Source organism: Methylobacillus sp., from assembly GCF_036844465.1.
Taxonomy (GTDB): Bacteria; Pseudomonadota; Gammaproteobacteria; order Burkholderiales; family Methylophilaceae; genus Methylobacillus.
The window spans coordinates 33,661-52,299 of record NZ_DAIUFW010000005.1; the positions used below are offsets into that span (position 1 = coordinate 33,661).

Here is an 18,639-nt window from a genome sequence, read left to right on the forward strand (position 1 = left end):
GCGAGGCTTGACTTTCAAGACAGTTGCTCATGCACTGGCAGCATTATTGTTTCTCCTTCGGCCCGACCAGGCCGATCATGAGCCGCACCAACACATATACCACCCACGAAAATATACGCTTGAACATATGCCTGCGCGACCAGTCCTCCGGGCACACCTGGATCGACTTCTCCGCAATGGCCTGCTCAAGGTCCGCCTTGAGCTCAGCATTGAAGGCTTTATCCTGCACCACAATATTGGCCTCGCGCGACAGCAGCAGGCTGAATGGATCGAGGTTGGAAGAACCTACCGTCGCCCAGCGACTATCAGCCACGGCCACCTTGCTGTGCATGAAGCTGGCACGATATTCATAGATTTCGATGCCATGGCGCAGCAGTAACCCATACACCTCATGCGTGGCGAACATCAGCCAATACTCCATGCGCCCCTGCAACAACAAGCGCACGCGCACGCCGCGCCTGGCTGCCTCGATCAACGCTTGGCGAAATTTCTTGCCCGGCACGAAATAAGCGCTGGCAATGATGACTTCGACCCGCGCCTTGCCGATAGCCTTGAGATAGGCGCGCTCGATATCGCGCCGATGCAACACATTGTCGCGCACGACAAAGGCAGCCCGCATACCGCCATGGATGAACCCAGGCTCAGGCAATGCGGAATATACCTCAACCTCCCGCAGATGCATCCACGCCAGGCGACGCCACAGATTGCGCGTACTGGCGTGTATGCTTTGCACCAGCCTGCCCTCTACCCGCACTGCATAGTCGACACGTGGCGCATCGAGATTACTCGGCACATTCATGTCGTCGATGATGTTGATGCCACCGACATAGGCATGCTGGCCGTCGAACACAGATACTTTGCGGTGCAGGCGCCGCAAACGGCTGCGCTTGAATGACCATGCCGAAATCTTCGGACGGTAAAACATGACCTTGATGCCGAACGCTTCCAGTTCCAGCACATACTCCTGTGGCAACTTGCGGCTGCCGAAGCCGTCCAGCAACAGGTATACCATCACGCCGCGCATGGCGGCAGCCTTGAGTTTTTCGCCTATCATCAGGCCGGTATCATCCAGCTCGTAGATATAGGTCTGGATATGAATTTCCTGTTCGGCCGCCTCGATGGAGGCAGCGAGAGCGGGGAAAAATTCGGTCCCGTTCCTGAGCAGGGTAATACGGTTGCCGGATTGCCAGCGCATCACACTCTCGATAGCACAGCAGTCAATACTGCGTGGTCAGATACTTTGACAAACTGCGGCCCGGAGTGGACTTCCACATGCTTGACATGAAAGCCGCGCACGTAAATCCGGTCCAGCCGGAACATGGGCAGGAAAGATGGAAAGCTGCGCGCAGGCTTGCCATCACCGTGATGCTCGAATACCTCATGCAGATGCAGCCCATGTACCAATTCCCGGCCTGCACTCATGCTCCAGTCATTGAAATCTCCGGCAATCACCAACGGCGCATCATCTGGCACCATCTCCATGATACGGTCACGCAGTATGCCGATCTGCTTGCGGCGCCATCCGGCAAACAGGCCTAGGTGCACGCAAATGCAGTGCAGGGGCTGCTGCCAGCCGGGGATGGATATCTCACAATGCAACAAGCCACGCTGCTCACTTTGGTGCGCGGAAATATCCGTATTTTCGTACTTGATAATGGGATATTTGGACAGCAAGGCATTGCCGTGATGCCCGGCGGGATAGACCGAGTTCTTGCCATAGGCATAGTCGTTCCAGACCGCATCGGCAAGAAATTCCACCTGCCCGTCCAGCGGCCAGGCGCTGAAACGGCGGCTATGCTTGATGTGCTGGTCGCGCACTTCCTGCAGAAAAACGATATCTGCCTGTAATTTGCGGATCAGATCTCGTTGCTCGTGCAGCGCAAAACGGGCGTTGAAACTGGTCACGCCCTTGTGAATGTTAAAGGTGGCAATCCTGATAACGCTTTGCAAGTTCCAGCCTTTCAGTCAAACGTGCAATAACGGCTCAGGATGCGTCCAGCATGCGTTGCAGGGTCAGGCGGGCCAGCTCGGCCTCGTGTTCCGGCACCTTGATGCGGTTGACCACGTTGCCTTCCGCCAGGTTTTCCAATGTCCATGCCAGATGCTGGGGGTCGATGCGCGCCATGGTGGAACACTCGCAGATCACGTGCGACATGAACTGCACGATCTTGCCCTGCGGCTTCATCTGCTCGGCCAGGCGGTTCACCAGGTTGAGCTCGGTGCCCACCAGCCAGCGCGTGCCGGCAGGCGCGTCGCTGACGGTTTTCAGGATGTACTCGGTGGAACCGACGTAATCTGAATTGAGGCACACCTCGAACGGCGATTCCGGGTGCGAAATCACGATGCCGTCGGGATGCTCGGCGCGGAAACGCGTGATGTTCTGCTCGCAGAACATCTGGTGCACGGCACAATGGCCCTTCCACAGCAGGATCTTGGCATTCTTGATCTGCTCTTCCGTCAGACCGCCCATCGGCAGGTCTGGGTCCCACACCGGCATCTGCTCCAGCGGGATGCCCATCTTGTAGCCGGACCAGCGACCCAGGTTCTGGTCTGGGAAGAACAGCACTTTCTCGCGCTGCCTGAAGCCCCACTCGATGATCTTGGTGGCGTTGGTCGAGGTGCAGACGATGCCGCCATGCTCACCGCAGAACGCCTTGAGATCGGCGGCGGAATTGATATAGGTGATTGGCGTGATGGTGGCATCGAAATCCAGCACCTTGGACAGTTCGCGGCGCGAGCGCTCGACCTTGGCCAGGTTGGCCATGTCCGCCATGGAGCAGCCGGCGGAAAGGTCGGGCAGGATGGAAATCTGCTCGGGACGCGACAGGATGTCCGCCACCTCGGCCATGAAATGCACGCCGAGGAACACGATGTACTCGGCATCAGTCTCTCCAGCGAAGCGCGAGAGCTTGAGCGAATCGCCGGTGTAATCGGCATGACGATAGACGCTTTCCTGCTGGTAGTGATGGCCGAGGATCACCAGCCGGTTGCCGAGCTTTTTCTTGGCGGCGATGATGCGCGCCTGCAGCTCGGCCTCCTGCGTCGCCTGGAAACGCTCAAACTTGATCGGCTCGGCGATCACCGCTGGTCTTTCTGTTGTCTCTAGAGTTGCTTGCATGGCTGTTAATTCACAATGTTAAGTTGTTACGTTCACCCAGCTTGCGCAGGGCCTCGACATTTGTCCATGAGAATACACGTTTTGCCGCCTCGCGCCAGTCCACCCACTCGTAAGCTACATGCTCGCGGGGAGCGAGTTGGACAGCGACAGGCTCAGGTAATTCCAAGCCAAATATATGTTCGGTATTTTCCGTCACGCCGGGCGCATAGCGGAAGCGCCAGTGCGGGTAGATTTCGTACACGTGCGCGCAGTGCCAGTCCAGCAGCTTGTAATTCGCCGCATCGAGGCCGGTCTCTTCCCTCACCTCGCGGACTGCCGCATCGACCGGCCGCTCCAGCTCGCCGTTCGGCAGCCTTTCCAGGCTGCCGGTCACGGATTGCCAGAAACCGGCCTTGTCCGCACGCTCCATGATGAGCACTTGCAAATCCCGGGTATGCACCAGCACCAGGGCTGAAACCGGCGTCTTGTATACCGGTGGCTGGCTATTCACTAACTGCCCTCGAACTCGCACAAGCTGAACGTCTTGTAACCCAATGCGCGCAATTTCCGTTCGCCGCCCAGGTCGGGCAGGCCGATAATGAACGCACATTCCAGCACATGGCCGCCGAGCTTCTCGATCAGCACCGCCGCCGCTTCAGCAGTGCCGCCGGTGGCAATCAGGTCATCCAGCAATAATACATTTTCATTCGGCCCGATGGCATCGCTGTGGATTTCCACGCGGTCGGTGCCGTACTCCAAGGCATAGTCATGGCCCAGTACGTCGCCAGGCAGCTTGCCCTTCTTGCGCACCGGCACGAAGCCGACGCCGAGCTCGTATGCCACCGCCGCGCCGACAATGAAGCCGCGCGACTCGATGCCCACTACCTTATCGACCTTGGTACCCGCATAGCGTTCAACCAATGCATCCACCACCTGTCGCAAGCCGTCGGCATCCTTGAGCAGCGTGGTGATGTCGCGGAACTGGACGCCAGGCTTGGGATAGTCGGGGATGGTGCGGATGAGCGACTTTATTGACATTTACTCATCAACAAAATAATCAGTATCAATCTTTTTTACTTCATAGGTTGACACAGTTGAAACACCAACATTGTTTTCAATCATCAATCTCGCCAAAGTAAATCCGTTGATCAATACCACTTTACTACTGATATTTCTAACGTATTCCTGCGCGTCTTTGGTGAAATCAGAAGTCGTAATAAACACACCCTTGTGTGCTCGCTGTCCCTGTAATGCGCCAACAAACTTCTGTATTTCTGGTCTTCCTACAGAACCTTCCCACCGCTTTGCTTGAATATAGATGGAATCTAGCCCCAGCTTATCCTCATCAATAATGCCATCTATTCCGCCATCGCCACTTTGTCCAATTGCACGGCCAGCCTCAACTCGGCTACCTCCATATCCCATTGCCAGCAGCACCTCGACAACAAGCCGCTCGAAAAATTGAGGGGTACATGACTTCACAACTTCCAGCAATTCCGAAGCCAATAAAATATTCAACTTCTGATATGAATTCTCCATTACTTCTTCTGGCGTATTGCTTGATGAGTCATCGTTAGTCACAACATTAGATGTCTCATCTATCGACTCATTATCTTTTGTCAAAATAAAATCTGAAAATTGCTCAAGAAATTTTATATTGATTACAGATGGATTATCTGCAAGTACCTTCTGGCCTCTTGGAGTAATACTGAGGTAGCTACGTTTTACTTGTGAAACCAGCTTGGCTTTTTTGAGGTAGAACTTAGCCCAAGCAACCCTATTATAAAATGTAGGGGCACGTCGACTTGGAAGCATCTGACTCAACTCATCTTGAGTCAGATTAAATTCCAAGGCAAGCAACTCAACAATATTCCTAAATGGATGCTCTTGTCCGTCCTTTAATGCTTTAAGAACAGGCAACATCAATGTCTGAAAATCTGGAATTGCCATCTAACCAATCCTTAAAATGAAATTCGCGCCGGGCTGGCAAGGCGCAAACTCGCAGACAGTACATTAAGTACGGCAAGAAAGCGCAACGCCGCCAGCACAAGCGATTTCATTTTACGCAGCAGGGTTCTGCTGGCGCACGCGTATATGCAGCTCGCGTAGTTGTTTCTCATCCACTTCGTTAGGCGCTTTGGTCATCAAGCATTGCGCGCGCTGGGTCTTGGGGAAGGCGATCACGTCGCGAATGGATTCCGCGCCCGCCATCAAGGTCACCAGGCGGTCGAGGCCGAAGGCGAGGCCGCCGTGCGGTGGCGCGCCGTATTGCAACGCGTCGAGCAGGAAGCCGAATTTCTCCTGGGCTTCTTCCTTGCTGATCTTGAGCGCGTCGAATACCTTGGACTGCACTTCCTGTTTGTGGATACGCACGGAACCGCCGCCGACTTCCCAGCCGTTCAGCACCATGTCGTAAGCCTTGGACAAGGCAGCGCCGGGGTTGCTGGTCAGCAGGTCCTCGTGGCCGTCCTTGGGGCTGGTGAACGGGTGGTGCAATGCCACCCAGCGGTCGTTTTCCTCGTCATGCTCGAACATGGGGAAATCCACCACCCACAACGGCGCCCAGGCGCGGCCGTCGACGTGGCCCTTCTCATGACCGACCTTGGTGCGCAACGCGCCCAAGGCCTCGTTGACGATCTTGGCCTTGTCGGCGCCGAAGAAGACGATGTCGCCGCTTTGCGCGCCGGTACGTTCGATAATGGCCTTGAGCGCGGTTTCGTGGATGTTCTTGACGATGGGGCTTTGCAGGCCTTCCTCATTCAGCTTGCTCGCATCGTTGATCTTGATGTAGGCCAGGCCCTTGGCGCCGTAGATCTTGACGAATTCGGTGTAGGCGTCAATCTCGCTGCGGGACAATGCAGCGCCGTTAGGCACGCGGATCGCTGCCACGCGGCCGCCTGCGGAATTGGCAGCGCCAGCGAACACTTTGAAGTCAACGTCCTTCATGACGTCGGTCAGCTCGGTGATTTCCAGCGTCACGCGCATATCCGGCTTGTCGGAGCCGTAGCGGTTCAGCGCCTCGGAGAACGGCATGCGCGGGAACGGGTTGGGCAGGTCGATATCCTGCACCTGCTTGAACATGGTGCGGATCATGCCTTCGACGATGGACATGATCTCCTCCTCATTGAGGAAGGAGGTCTCGATATCCACCTGGGTGAATTCCGGCTGGCGGTCTGCACGCAGGTCTTCGTCGCGGAAGCACTTGGTGATCTGGAAGTAGCGGTCGAAGCCGGACACCATGAGCAATTGCTTGAACAATTGCGGCGATTGCGGCAAGGCAAAGAACTGGCCGTGGTGCACGCGCGAAGGCACGAGGTAGTCGCGCGCGCCTTCCGGCGTGGAGCGGGTCAGCATCGGCGTCTCGACCTCGATGAAGCCCTGGCTGTCGAGCTGGTCGCGCAGCACCTTGGCGACGCGGTAGCGCAGCATGAGGTTCTTCTGCATCGCCGGGCGGCGCAAGTCGATGTATCGATGCTCCAGGCGCACCATCTCGGACAGGTTGTCGTCGTCGAGCATGAACGGCGGCGTCAGCGACGGATTGAGAATCTCGATCTCGCTCGCCAGCATTTCCACTTCGCCGGTCGGGATGTTGAGGTTGACGGTGCCTTCAGGACGGGCGCGCACCTTGCACACCACCTTGAGCACGAACTCATTACGCACGCTCTCGGCCAGCTTGAAAGCCTCCGGCGTATCCGGATCAATGACGATTTGCGCCATGCCTTCGCGGTCGCGCAAATCGATGAAGATCACGCCGCCATGGTCGCGGCGACGGTGTGCCCAACCACAGAGGGTGACGGTCTGGCCAATGTGTTCACGGTTCAGGTGACCGCAGTAATGAGTACGCATAACGATTTTCTTGTATTGGAAGTATCAGGTTAAAAATCAGGGCTTGATCTTGTTGCCGGGAGCAACCACGCCCATGGAAATGATGTATTTCAGCGCTTCATCCACGCTCATGTCCAGCTCGACCACATCCGCCTTCGGCATCATGAGGAAAAACCCCGAGGTGGGATTGGGCGTCGTCGGCACATACACGCTCACAAACTCGCCTTGCAGGTGATTGGCTACATCGCCGCCCGGCTGGCCAGTCATGAAGCCGATGGTCCAGCTCCCCTGGCGCGGATACTGCACCAGCAATGCCTTGCGGAACGCCTGGCCTGAATCGGAGAACAGGGTGTCGGATACCTGCTTGACGCTGTAGTAGATGGACTTGACCACCGGCACACGCGCCAGTAATGCTTCCCAGAACTGGATGATGCGGCGTCCGAAGAAGTTGGTGGCGACCAGGCCGGTGACGAACACAATCAGCAAGGTCAAGATGGCGCCCAAGCCGGGAATTGCCCGGCCGAACTGGGCTTCCGGCCGCCAGGATGCCGGCAGCAATAGCAGGCTCTGGTCCATCAGGCCGATCAAGGTGCTGAGCACCCAGATGGTGATGCACAAGGGCACCAGCACCAGCAGCCCGGTAATAAAGTAACTTTTCATATGGATATTCTTGATGTGGAAGATCTGTCAATGACAGGCGCAACCGGTGCCGCAGGCGGCGGCAGGCACTGCTTCCTCGGTTTTCTTTGCCGGGCTGCCGCCCTTGAAGTCTGTCGCATACCAGCCGCTGCCGTTGAGTTGAAAATTGGGCGCGGAGACCTGTTTCTCGAAGGTTTCCTTGCTGCACGCAGGACAAGCCGTCGTGCCGGCCTCGCTCACCTTGCGCATGAGTTCCGCTTTATGACCACAGTGTGTACATTGATAATCGTAAATTGGCATCGCAACAATTCCCGTAAAAACGAAATTATACCCGAATGCATGTCTGTCAAGACAAATCAGCTGAGATATGGAGATGGAGCCATGCTTTTAAAGCGTAGCCATCCAGAAAAGATTGTGAGCAGGCTCTTAGAAAAACATCAGCCGCATGATAGTTAGCACTATCTCGCGGCTGATTCGAAGCTGTCCGTACCAGTGTACGTCTATCTACACACCACTATTCACATAGCAATTTACATCGTGCCGATGACGTTGACGAAGAAGCCACGGCTGCGGTAGGACAGGTTGGTCAGGTCATCCGAATAATCGGTGAAGTTGTAACCCACGCCCGCCTTGACGCCTTCCGCCATGTGGCGGTAGATCGCCAGCAATGCCCCGGCCTTCGAGTCCTTGGCCTCGGTTGCCCGCATGTTGCGCAGTTCGACCACGGCATCCCATTCCTTCACGAAATGCCAGTCGGCTCGCACGATCATGAGGTCCGCCCGGCTGGAGAACCATTCGCCGTCCACCTTGCTGTCCTTTAGTTCACCGATGCGGAAGGCATACTTGGCGCCCAGCGACAGCCATGGCTTGACGTCATAGATGGTGTCGATGGACAGCACCTGGCTGCGTTGCGCATAGTCTGCCACGGAGCCTGACGGCGCCACCTGCCCTGGCGATGGCAGGTTGTAGAAGTTGGTGTACTTGAACAAGGTGTTCCAGCGGTCGTTGTCGATTGGGCGATAGGCCGCGCCGGTGACGATTTCATGGTAATCGCCATCGTAGAACGCGCCCTGATTGTTGTTCGACACCGACCAGTTCAGCTTGCCCAGCAAACGCCATTCCGGCGTCGCCTGGTGGCCGAAGGTATTGCGGATCAGCCAGGTATCGCGGTCGCCCGTGACATTGCTGGTTTCGTCGCGATACTCGATATTGCCGCTGTACTTGGTGTTGTCACGCTTGTAGGCCAAGGCAAAACTTACTGCCTTGCGCTTGAGGTCGCCCGACAATGGATGGCTCACCTTCCCCACTTCGCCCTTGACGCCGAAGTTCCAGAAATCGTTCGCGGCATAATCCAGGCCAAAGGCGTTGACTAGGCTTTGCACGCCGGAACCGTCCATGGTGCGGGTTTCACCGAATACACGCATCTCATCGCTCACGCGGTAGGAAGTACCGGTCACCCAACTGCCCTGGCGGCCGCGCCAGGCATTGTCGGCCCGCTCATTTTCCACCAGATAGTTGGTATAGGCGTTGCTGCGGTCGGAAAGTCGGTAATCCGCGCCAATCTTGACACCCGGCCCCATGCTGCCCTGCGAGCCTTCAGCAATGAGTTTGAGACGATCGTTGACGCGCCAGCTCATGCCCATCCCGGCCCGGTTGTTGTTTTCGCGGTCGCCGTCACGGGCTACGGTGCCCTGCAGGTAGCCGTAGGCGCTCCAGTCCTTCTTCGGCAACGGCTCGCCCTCTTGCATCTCGGCTTCATGGTCATCGGGAGTGTAATCCATGCGCACCTGCACATCGGTACGGTTGCCGTTGTTGGAAAGCACGCTGCTGGCATTGGGAATATGCACGTTGCGCTCATCCTGCCGCACTGCCACGCCAGCCTGCCATTCGCTATCGAGCTGCTGGCGCACGCCGACTTCCACCGCCTGCGTGTCTATGGTGTCAGCGCGACGCACGTCACCCTTGGCATCGACAAAGGTATTGTCAGCCACCTGAACGTTCGCCTTGAAGCCTTGCTGGTTCACCGCTTCGCCCGTCGTGGTGATCTGGCCCGGGCCGGAGAATCCGCGTTCGCGGTTCTGCACATAGGCCGTCACCTTGCCCTTGGCCTTGTCCGTCACATCCGCCAGGTCCACCGCAGCTTCCACGCGATAGGCGTTGGCGGCCTCGCCGGTAGGAGTGAGGCCATTGAAGGCGAAACCACCATCCAATGAAGTCTGCGCGCCGTCCCCAGCGCCTTCGGAATGGGCGGCTTCCAGCTTGATGAAAGTGCCGGGCGTATAGCGTATCGTCGCATCCAGCCCGCTGAGCTTCTGCTCCATCTGGCCTTCGCCTTGCTTGAAGCCGGTGATGCCGATCTGCAAGTAATCATTCACCCAATGCGAAGCGCGACCGCCGGTGGAGAAATTGTCCACTTTGGTCAGGCCAGGCACATATTCATACGAAGTGACCAGATAAATTTCGCTGCCGTTGATGGAGCCGGTGCTGATCATGCTGGGCGCGGCGCCGGTGGAATTCAGCGCCTCGCGCAGCGTAATGCGGCCTTGCAGGTAGTTGATTTCATAATCCTGCGCCGGGGAAAGCAGCTTGCGCTCGATCACCAGGCCGGAGTCGCGGTCGCGGACTTCCACCCAGACGCGCTCAGAGCCCATCGTCAACGCCTGATGGCGCAAGTAGTACAGCGAGCCGCCCGTGCCGCGGAACTCGTCACGCGCGCCCAGCGTGCCCGGATCGGCGGCAAATGCATCTACCGTGGTGGCTTTCTCGCCATATTTGGTGGTGTCCTCGGAACGGTACTTGGCATTCGCGCCATACAGGCCGCGGGAATATTGCAGCAGCTCTGTGCCGTTCCAGGAAGTCTTGAAATTACCCCACATCACATGCGAGTCGCCGCGCGCCAGCTTGACGTAGAACTTGCCCTGGGTCGGCGCATCGTCCACCGTGGTGCTGTCGTCGCCATACACCGGGTAATACAGGTCTGGGTTGATGTTGCGCAGCAGGTAACGCGGATCCTTAGACGAGAAGTTGGAGAATAAATGCTTGAGCGGCTGTTCGCGCGTATCAGCGGCGGCAGTCAGCAAATACTCACCCTTCACCTTGCCCTTGACGTAGAAAGCGCCGCGACCATCGACATGGCTGGAGCCGTCATAGTGATCCTTGTCGCCAGTCACGAGCTGGGCGGGACCGCTCACCTTGTTCTTGCCTGCGGTAATGTCGCCGATCGCGATGTAGAACCAATCGTCATCGGCAATATTCAGGTTGCGGCGGAAGCTGGTGAATTCGCCGTCTTCCTCGACCAGTTTCACCTCCACGCTGTTCGGGCCGGGCGGCATGATCTGCTTGATCGCAAAACGACCATTGGCGTCGACAGGCACATTCAGGCCCAGCGTCTCGACCTGTTGGCCAGGCTTGATATAGCGGCCATTCACAGTCACTGTGCCGCCCTTGACCGGGATATTGCGCAGGCTGAGGCTGTTCTCGCCATAGCCGATCAGCGCTTCCTTGCCGGGTTGCAGGTCGCTGGTGACGCGCGGCGTGGCATGCGAGAGTATCTCCAGCGGCTTCATCACGGTTTCGTCGAAACGCCCCTGTTCGTCGTACACGCGCAGCAGGAACATCACCTGGTCGGTATCCTCGACAGAGGCCTGCCACTTGGTCACGCCGTTCCAATCCACCGGCAGCACGGCCAATGGGTTCTCTTGCGGCTGCTGGCCGAGCTTGAACAGGCGGATTTCCGCCTTCTTGATCCACGGCAGGTAGTTAGCCCAGGCGCGGAATTCCGCCTCTTCGCCGCGCACCACGCCATTGGTTGTCTGCCAGACGTTCATCTGCGGCAGGGTGGAAAGATTATCGTAGCGCACCTGGATATCGGCCTTTTCCAGCGCCACATCGGTGCAACGCTGCCGGTCCGCTTCCAACGGGCCGTCGTCCAGATTGACCGGTTCGCCGTCGATGCTAATGCGGAATGGCGCTCCCGCTCTCGCCACGAAAGTAGCCTCGCAGGCGCTGCGCGTTGGCGGCACCACGGCCACCGGCTCTGCCGGGATGATCTCCTGCTCGTCGAACCAGACGCGGATGATCACGCGGCGGTTCTGCGCCATGCCTTCAGGCGTGTCGTTGCCCGCGACAGGCTGGCTCTCGCCGAAGCCGCTGATGCTGAACTGGCTGTTATCCAGCCCTAATTTTTGTTTCAGAAACGCTGCCACGGAAAGCGAGCGTGCCTCGGACAAACCCTGGTTGTCGCGGAATATCTTCTTGGCGTTGGGCGACAGGCGCTGGTTGTCGGTATGCCCGGCAATGTCGATGCGCACATTATTCTTGCCCTGCAATTGGACTGCCAACTCTTCTAGCTCGGCTACCGAGCTGGCGGTCAAATCGGCCTTGCCGGACTCGAACTGCGCCGCGCCGCTGTTTTCCATCAGGCGAGTGAGCACTTGCGGCTCAACCTGCGGCACATGAGCCGCCGCTGCGCGCATGCGCTCCAGCGCGCTGCTGTTGATGCCGGAAGGCAGCGGATAGCTGGTTGGCCCCTGCCGCTCGGCAGAGGCAGGCATGCCATGGAAATCCACGCGGCCATGGTCGATGCGCTTGCCGGCTTCCTGCTCGAAATCAGGCACAGGCATATCGCGCGTCGGCAGCATTTCAGCCGCATAGTCCCTGTTGCTTATCAGCAAGGACTCTGCGTAAGCCCCGCCGCTCATCATCACACTGATGGCGATAGCAATTGCTCGCTTCTTCATCATGGCTGCCCCTCCACTGCTGTCTCGATGATCAGCGGGAAGGCTGCCTCATCCTTATTGTTGTTATGCGCATCTTTCCAGAGCTTGCGCGCGGCCTTGGCAACGCTGTCCAGGCGCTTCTTGGCGAGCTTCGCCCCATCACCCGGACTGCCGCCCGGATCGTAGGCAATCCGCAATACCGAAGGCCGGCCATCAAGCTGTTTCACCATATCGGCAAATGCCTGCTGCCATTGCGCTTGCAGATCAGTGCTGTCAGGCACGAAGGCCGCATCGTTCAGGTCGAGACGCACCACGCGATGCACGGTCGCGCCGAAGTTCAGCTTGACCATCTTGCCTCGCGTGACACGCACATCGCGCGGGTTCTCCGTCGTCACGCGATAGCCGGAAGGCAAGGTGCGCTCATCCAGCTTCATGACGAAGTTGGCGCCACGGTCCATATTGGGGATATCCGCGCAAGTCACGTGGAAGCGGCCCTCGGCATCGGTCGTGACCAGCAGGCCACGCGCCGTTACCACGCGCACATTCGGGATGCCCGGCTCGCCCTGGTCCTGGTAGCCGTTGGCATTCTTGTCATCGAACACCTTGCCGATGATGTCGGAACAATCGAAGGTCGGGTCGGGTGTGACCTTGACCGCGGCGGAACCGATGTTGGAAATAATGCCGCCACTTCGTTGCGCCCAGGCCTGATTGACATACTCCCCCTCGCCAACACCTGTGCCCACAACGAGAATCAGCTTGTATATCTTGGTTTCACCGGCAGTGAAATTCTGGTTTTTCCAGAGAATGTCACGGCCATTGACCTCTGGCTCCACACGCACGCCATTAGCGGAAGCAGAGCCGCTGCGGTACTTGAAGCCTGGCGGCAAACGGTCTGATACATCCACGCTTGTCAGCGCAACGGTACTGGTCGCAGTGATGGTGTATGGCACCAGATCGCCGCGCACCACATTCACCAACGGGGTAATCTTGGTAATCCTGAGCAGGGTATTGCTAATGGGATCCAGCGGAATATGGTTGTTAAGCACATTCGCAGACCGCCCAGGCCCTGGCGTATTGTTGATGTCAAAGCTAAAGTAATGTTGTGTTGTCGCCTGGCCTGCGGGGGCAAATCCCCCAGAATTGGCCGGACAAGCAGCCGGTTCGTGTTTGTTTGCCACATTGATCGGTGCCATGCCATTGGTTTGCACCAACGCAGGATCCGGATTGGCATCTACGATCAGAGTGCCTGCGCAGACTGGGATAATGGTCGAAGGCAATGGGGAATAGCCGCTTGGATATGTCAAGATTTCCAGGGTATAGATGCCACCTGGAGCAGTTGGATTGAGCAAGAACTGGTATGCGCCATCTATCCCGGTAGTCTGCTCCGCCGCGCCGCCGACGAGGTCATTGACCGGGTCAAAACCGGCAGGGCCGGTAATTCTGACCACGGCACCTTGCACCGCTGCACCCGTTAGCGCATCGTAAACGATACCTGCCGGATCAAGAGGCAAACTATGCTCGGTGATATTGTCACCCGGACGCAGGGTAATCCCGCTCAGCGCGCCGCCACTGTTGCTTGCGCCACCAGGATTGCTATTGCTGTCCACCTGGCCTTCTACATAGCTCAGACCTTGTTCATTAGGCCGTGCCTGACCGTACACCAAGCCATTGACAGGATGGCGGAAGCGAATCTGATAATCCTGTCCGCCTGCTGGCACCGGAATATTGGTAAAGGCATAAGCGCCATTTGTATCGGTAATCTCGGTGGCAATCAGTTGACCATTCCGCAGCAGCTCGACAACCCACCCGCCTTGAGGAACATCCATGGCACTACCGGAAGACAAGACGCGGTCATGGTCCAGATCGCGCCAGACATGGCCGCGTATGCTCGCCACCCCGGCTGAATCCACACGCTCGCCGAAGTTATAGCCCGTGCCATGTGCGCCATCCGCAGACAAATTCACTGTGAATTGATCATTCACCGGCCCGCCAATCTGGCCCAGGTTACCGACTTGGTCCTTGCCATCCTGATATCCAGCCGGCTGTGTCTGAGTGACGGTATAGCCGCCTGCATTGGAAAGAGGCAAGCCGGCAAAACTCCATTGGCCAGCAGCATTTGTCTGCACCGTGCAACTTGGGATCACGTCACATACATTCCGTCCCGAGCGGGTAGTGCCAGATAAAGTCAGCGTGGTACCGGGAATACCGGGTTCTGATGGATTCCAGATGCCATCATCATTGTTATCGACAAAGACACCTCCTGACAGCGAAACACTTAATTCAGCAAAGTCATATCCTGTAGCCTCCGTATTGGTCGGCAATACCACACGCATACGATCATTGCCATCAGGGTTGCCACCTGCGTTACCAATGGTTTCCCGACCATCGGAATAATCATCAGGCTGGGTTTCTTCAATCAGGTAACCGTTACCGTCAGAAGGAGGCAAATTATCAAAGAGATAACGCCCGCTACTATCCGTCTGCACCGTTACGTCAACAGGGTTGCCATATGCATCCGTACCAGTCAGCCGGACCGTTACATTCGGAATCCCAGCTTCTCCACCTTCCTTGATGCCATTATTGTTGGTATCGCCATACACATGGCCAGCGATTGAAGACTTCTGGACATCAACCCCAGCACAGATCCCGGAGCTGTTCACACTGGAAGGATCGGCGCCATTGGTGGTCACCGAGGCACAGTTCTCGATGCGGCCACTTGCTGGCATCGTCGTAATGCGCACTGGCACGGTCAAGGTCACAGCCTCTGCATTTCTCACCATCCCAAAGGCACAACTCATGGTGCGGGTAGCAGGCACGGTAGTGCAACTGCCTGTTGCATTGGTGGCTGTGTTGGTCCAGCTAGGTGCTGTCGACCCTGCAAACTCCATCCCGGCAGGCAATACATCCTGCAACGAGGTCAAGGCACTATCCCCAGGCCCCCGGTTGGTTACCTGCAATGTCCAATCAAAAGGCTGCCGCAGGGAAACTGTGCTCAACGATGGGGTTTTGCTCAGTTCCAGATCCACCCTGACCCGCACGGTGGTCAGCTCATCCTCCGCATCGTTCTGAGGATTGCGATCTGTCTCGTTGGCGCTGACAGTAGCGCGGCTTGGATAAGTATCTCCGCCAGTTTCTGGCGCAGTCAGCATCCTGATCTTCAAATACCGGTTCCTGGCGCTGGCAGCCTCCAGCACGTCCTGACCAGCAGGATAAATACAGGTCAGCGTCAATGGCGCAGGCCCGGTGGCAGTAGCTCCTACAGGCGTACAGATAGGCGCTGCGAAATCACCAGCTTGAGCATCACTATCGCCCATGAACTTCACTGTCTTGCCATTGGGTGGCGTCATTGTGTATGTGAATCTCACGCCCGTTGCCATGGATGGTCCACCATTGGCAGTGCGAATCGTATAGATCACATCATTGGTTGCGTTATCACCGCCATTGCTTGGGTCATATCCCAGCGGGTCAACGTTATCCACGTTATCCACACTGAGATCGATATCCGCAGCAGTGACAGTCAAAGTCTGGCTCTTGTCGTTATTTGCCGTATTGGACTCATGCGTTGTAGTACTTATGCGGGCTGTATTGCCAATCGTCCAAGTATCTGCAACTTGTCCGCTTTTCCAGTTGGGCCGCACCACCAGGGTCACACTACGTGCAGCATTCAAGGCAAGCGTCCCCACATTACAACTGAGGGTTGGCGATCCTGCGCTATATGCCATTCCGACATCCAGGCCGGAACAAGTAATACCCGCTTGGCTTGGTGTAATGGAAACGACAGTAAAACCAGGATCACCGGGTGCTATAGTGAACTGATCCTGCATGACAACACCCGCCGCACTGGAAGGTCCGTTGTTGCGGAAGGACATGACATAGGTGACCTGTGTGCCAGCCTGAGTAGAAGAGGACGGCGCGGACAAGGTTTTGTTCACCAGCTCCACATCCGCCACTGGCGCTATCTCTACATCCACTTCAGCCACATTATTGGAACGGTCTAGGTCTCCCTGTGTTCTGGAATATGCAGACGCCACGTTCTTGAAATCGCCGTCGCGAATCGGCCTTCTCACCTCGATCGTGAATGTGACGACATCTCCAGGCGCCAGAATCGTGCCACCATCCTGGCTACAGCGCACCTCGCCATCTGGCGCCGTACAGGTAAATGCTGCGGTGGAATTGCCGGATGTATTGGTTAATACAGGCGTAATGACGTTGACAGCCGTCGTGCCTGCATTGGCAGAAGTGAAATATCCGGGAATTGGATCACGCAACTCAATGTCTCGCGCATCGACACCAGCGCCCGGGGTGTTGTTGCGCAGCACCAAGGTATAGGTCAGGGTATCTTCTGTAGCGGCCAGCGTGGCTGTACTGGCGCTCTTGGTCAGCGCAAGATCAATGGAGTCTGTTTCCTGCGTCACATTCGCAGTCGCATTGGCAGCCAGAAAACCCGTATCCCAGCATTGCTGGTCAGCAGCACAGGACACAACCGCATTATTATTGGCAACATAATTGCTTGCCGGGTTATGTATCTTTGTCCTAGTGACAATCGTCAGTGGCGGCGTTTGCGCACCATCGGACAATGCTGCATTGTAGGTGCATCGCATGAGCGCTGGAGTCTGCTCAACGCAATCCCAGCCGGTCCCTTCATGACCAACAAACTCTTCATTGGCCGTATCAATCGTGTCCGTAACAAATACCTTGCCTGCTTCTGTTGCTGCAGGGCCAGCATTGCTTACCCTCAAGGTGCTGCGTATCTCCGCACCTGCCACCACTGGGTTGGGCGCACGCTCTTTTGTCAGATTCAAGCCTGCCCCAGCAGGAAAAACACTGACATTCACCATGGAGGAATTATTGGCCGGAACAGGATCGTCGGGATTCCCTGGGTTGTGCGCTACCGTAGCGATAATGTTGTTGTAGTCCTGCTTGCTGGTCACAGTCGGCGCCGTTGCGGTAATCGTGATTGTGTCCGCGCGCCCTGCCGCGAACAACCCGCTATTGACGCAAGTCACTAGGTTGGAGGCATCCACAGTACAGGCACCCCAGTTGCCTCCTGTTGGCACGGCGGACTGATAAGCGAACCCTGGAGGCAATTGATAGGTCACCGTCATGCCATTGGTGGCGTTATCCGGCCCAAGGTTGGTCGGATTGAGCGTGAATATGACGTTGCCTCCTGAAATCGCAGGAGTCGGATTCGGCGGCAACTGTGGGATTGAAAGATCGGCACCAATGGTCACATTGACTGTGGCAGTTGGACTATTGTTTGTAGAGTCAGGATCCAGGGTGCTGGATGTGATCACCGGATTCACGGTGACCTGACCGCCGCCAGCGCCTGTCACCTTGGTGACCAGGTTCAATCCGGAGAAAGTAGCGCCATTAGCCAGCCCAGGACCCGTACAGGTCACAACATTCCCTGCCAGACTACAGTTAAACCCCGCCCCTCCAGCAGATACATAACTCAATGTACCGGGAATCTCGAAACTGATACTGCGATTGGCGGAAGCATTAGGGCCGTTGTTACCACCCGAGACACTCCATGTCACATTGCCGCCAGCGGTCGCACTAGGTGCATCTGGAGTGATGTTTACATACAGGTCAGCCCCATTATCAATGGTAGTGTTTTGTGTTTCGGCATTATTTGCAGGATTATCTCCCGCAGTGGTCGTTGCCACTGTCGCTTGCAAAGGAATTGTGCCTGGGGTGGTATCACTAGTCTTGAATCTCAACACTACTCGTTTCTCGGTACCGCCATTCACCACGCCAACTACAGTGCCAAGCTGACATACCACATTGCCGCCAGCCAAAGCACATGTATCACCAGCAGCTACATCCGCTCCCTCATATGAAGTAGTTGCTGGCACAGGCACGGTAAGCGTTACCCCATCTGCCGGCACATCACCATTGTTATCAATGACAACTGTGTAGGCGACAACACCGCCTCGGGGCGCAGGGTCAGGTGAATCCGTCAATGAGCTGATCAATATATCGACGGCAGCCATGGCAGGCAGGGCAACCATGGAAAGCAATGAGGCCAACACAACACTGCCCCACAAAGCATATATTTTTGCCGTACCGGCAGTGTTCGGTTTGGTTACCCGATTACCACGACTGATCCAATGATGCATTTGCACAGATTTCTCCCTGACACTCGCAATATCTGTTGTTTTTTTGCAGGTGCCATATCGACACCTTTTTAAGGCTGGGAGAATTTATCCCTATTTAATATAGGGTTCATTGACATTTACTCACATAAATTCACAAATATATTGTGAAAATTATCTGAATAAACCTTAGACAATCATCAAAAAATCATTATAGATAATGATTATAAAGAAAGTAAGTTATTACTTCTAAAATGTGAAAATG

Annotated in this window: 11 protein-coding genes; all 11 read right to left on the reverse strand. The window is 56.4% G+C overall.

Features of this window, described 5'->3' with window-relative positions; genetic code table 11:
* Window positions 1-43 precede the first annotated feature (43 nt).
* Window positions 44-1,195, reverse strand: coding sequence for a cardiolipin synthase ClsB (clsB, locus tag V7Z75_RS08130; RefSeq protein WP_334108118.1), 1,152 nt, complete (start codon window positions 1,193-1,195; stop codon window positions 44-46).
* On the reverse strand, window positions 1,195-1,950 hold the full coding sequence (locus V7Z75_RS08135) for an endonuclease/exonuclease/phosphatase family protein (RefSeq protein ID WP_334108119.1): 756 nt from the start codon (window positions 1,948-1,950) through the stop codon (window positions 1,195-1,197). The genes clsB and V7Z75_RS08135 overlap by 1 nt, the downstream gene beginning before the upstream one ends.
* A gap of 34 nt (window positions 1,951-1,984) precedes the next feature.
* Window positions 1,985-3,118 (reverse strand): quinolinate synthase NadA, encoded by a 1,134-nt coding sequence (nadA, locus tag V7Z75_RS08140; RefSeq protein WP_334108120.1) that lies wholly within the window; start codon window positions 3,116-3,118, stop codon window positions 1,985-1,987.
* A 10-nt stretch (window positions 3,119-3,128) separates the two neighbouring features.
* Complete coding sequence (gene nudB / locus V7Z75_RS08145) at window positions 3,129-3,608, reverse strand: dihydroneopterin triphosphate diphosphatase (protein WP_334108121.1); 480 nt, start codon at window positions 3,606-3,608, stop codon at window positions 3,129-3,131.
* Window positions 3,608-4,135 (reverse strand): adenine phosphoribosyltransferase, encoded by a 528-nt coding sequence (locus tag V7Z75_RS08150; RefSeq protein WP_334108122.1) that lies wholly within the window; start codon window positions 4,133-4,135, stop codon window positions 3,608-3,610. The genes nudB and V7Z75_RS08150 overlap by 1 nt, the downstream gene beginning before the upstream one ends.
* Window positions 4,136-5,047: a restriction endonuclease gene (locus V7Z75_RS08155; protein ID WP_334108123.1), complete on the reverse strand. Its 912-nt coding sequence runs from the start codon at window positions 5,045-5,047 to the stop codon at window positions 4,136-4,138.
* A gap of 111 nt (window positions 5,048-5,158) precedes the next feature.
* Entirely contained in the window at window positions 5,159-6,943 is a 1,785-nt protein-coding gene (gene aspS, locus V7Z75_RS08160; RefSeq protein WP_334108124.1) for an aspartate--tRNA ligase, read from the reverse strand.
* A 36-nt stretch (window positions 6,944-6,979) separates the two neighbouring features.
* On the reverse strand, window positions 6,980-7,582 hold the full coding sequence (locus V7Z75_RS08165) for a DUF502 domain-containing protein (RefSeq protein ID WP_334108125.1): 603 nt from the start codon (window positions 7,580-7,582) through the stop codon (window positions 6,980-6,982).
* 27 nt (window positions 7,583-7,609) lie between these two features.
* The gene (locus tag V7Z75_RS08170) at window positions 7,610-7,861 is read right to left on the reverse strand and encodes an FmdB family zinc ribbon protein (RefSeq protein WP_334108126.1); all 252 of its coding nucleotides are present in this window, start codon (window positions 7,859-7,861) and stop codon (window positions 7,610-7,612) included.
* Window positions 7,862-8,091: 230 nt separating this feature from the next.
* Window positions 8,092-12,303: an OmpA family protein gene (locus V7Z75_RS08175; RefSeq protein ID WP_334108127.1), complete on the reverse strand. Its 4,212-nt coding sequence runs from the start codon at window positions 12,301-12,303 to the stop codon at window positions 8,092-8,094.
* A complete protein-coding gene (locus V7Z75_RS08180; protein WP_334108284.1) occupies window positions 12,300-18,398 on the reverse strand; it encodes an SdrD B-like domain-containing protein in 6,099 nt (2,032 codons plus the stop codon). Before V7Z75_RS08180 ends, V7Z75_RS08175 begins: the two co-directional genes overlap by 4 nt.
* Window positions 18,399-18,639 lie beyond the last annotated feature (241 nt).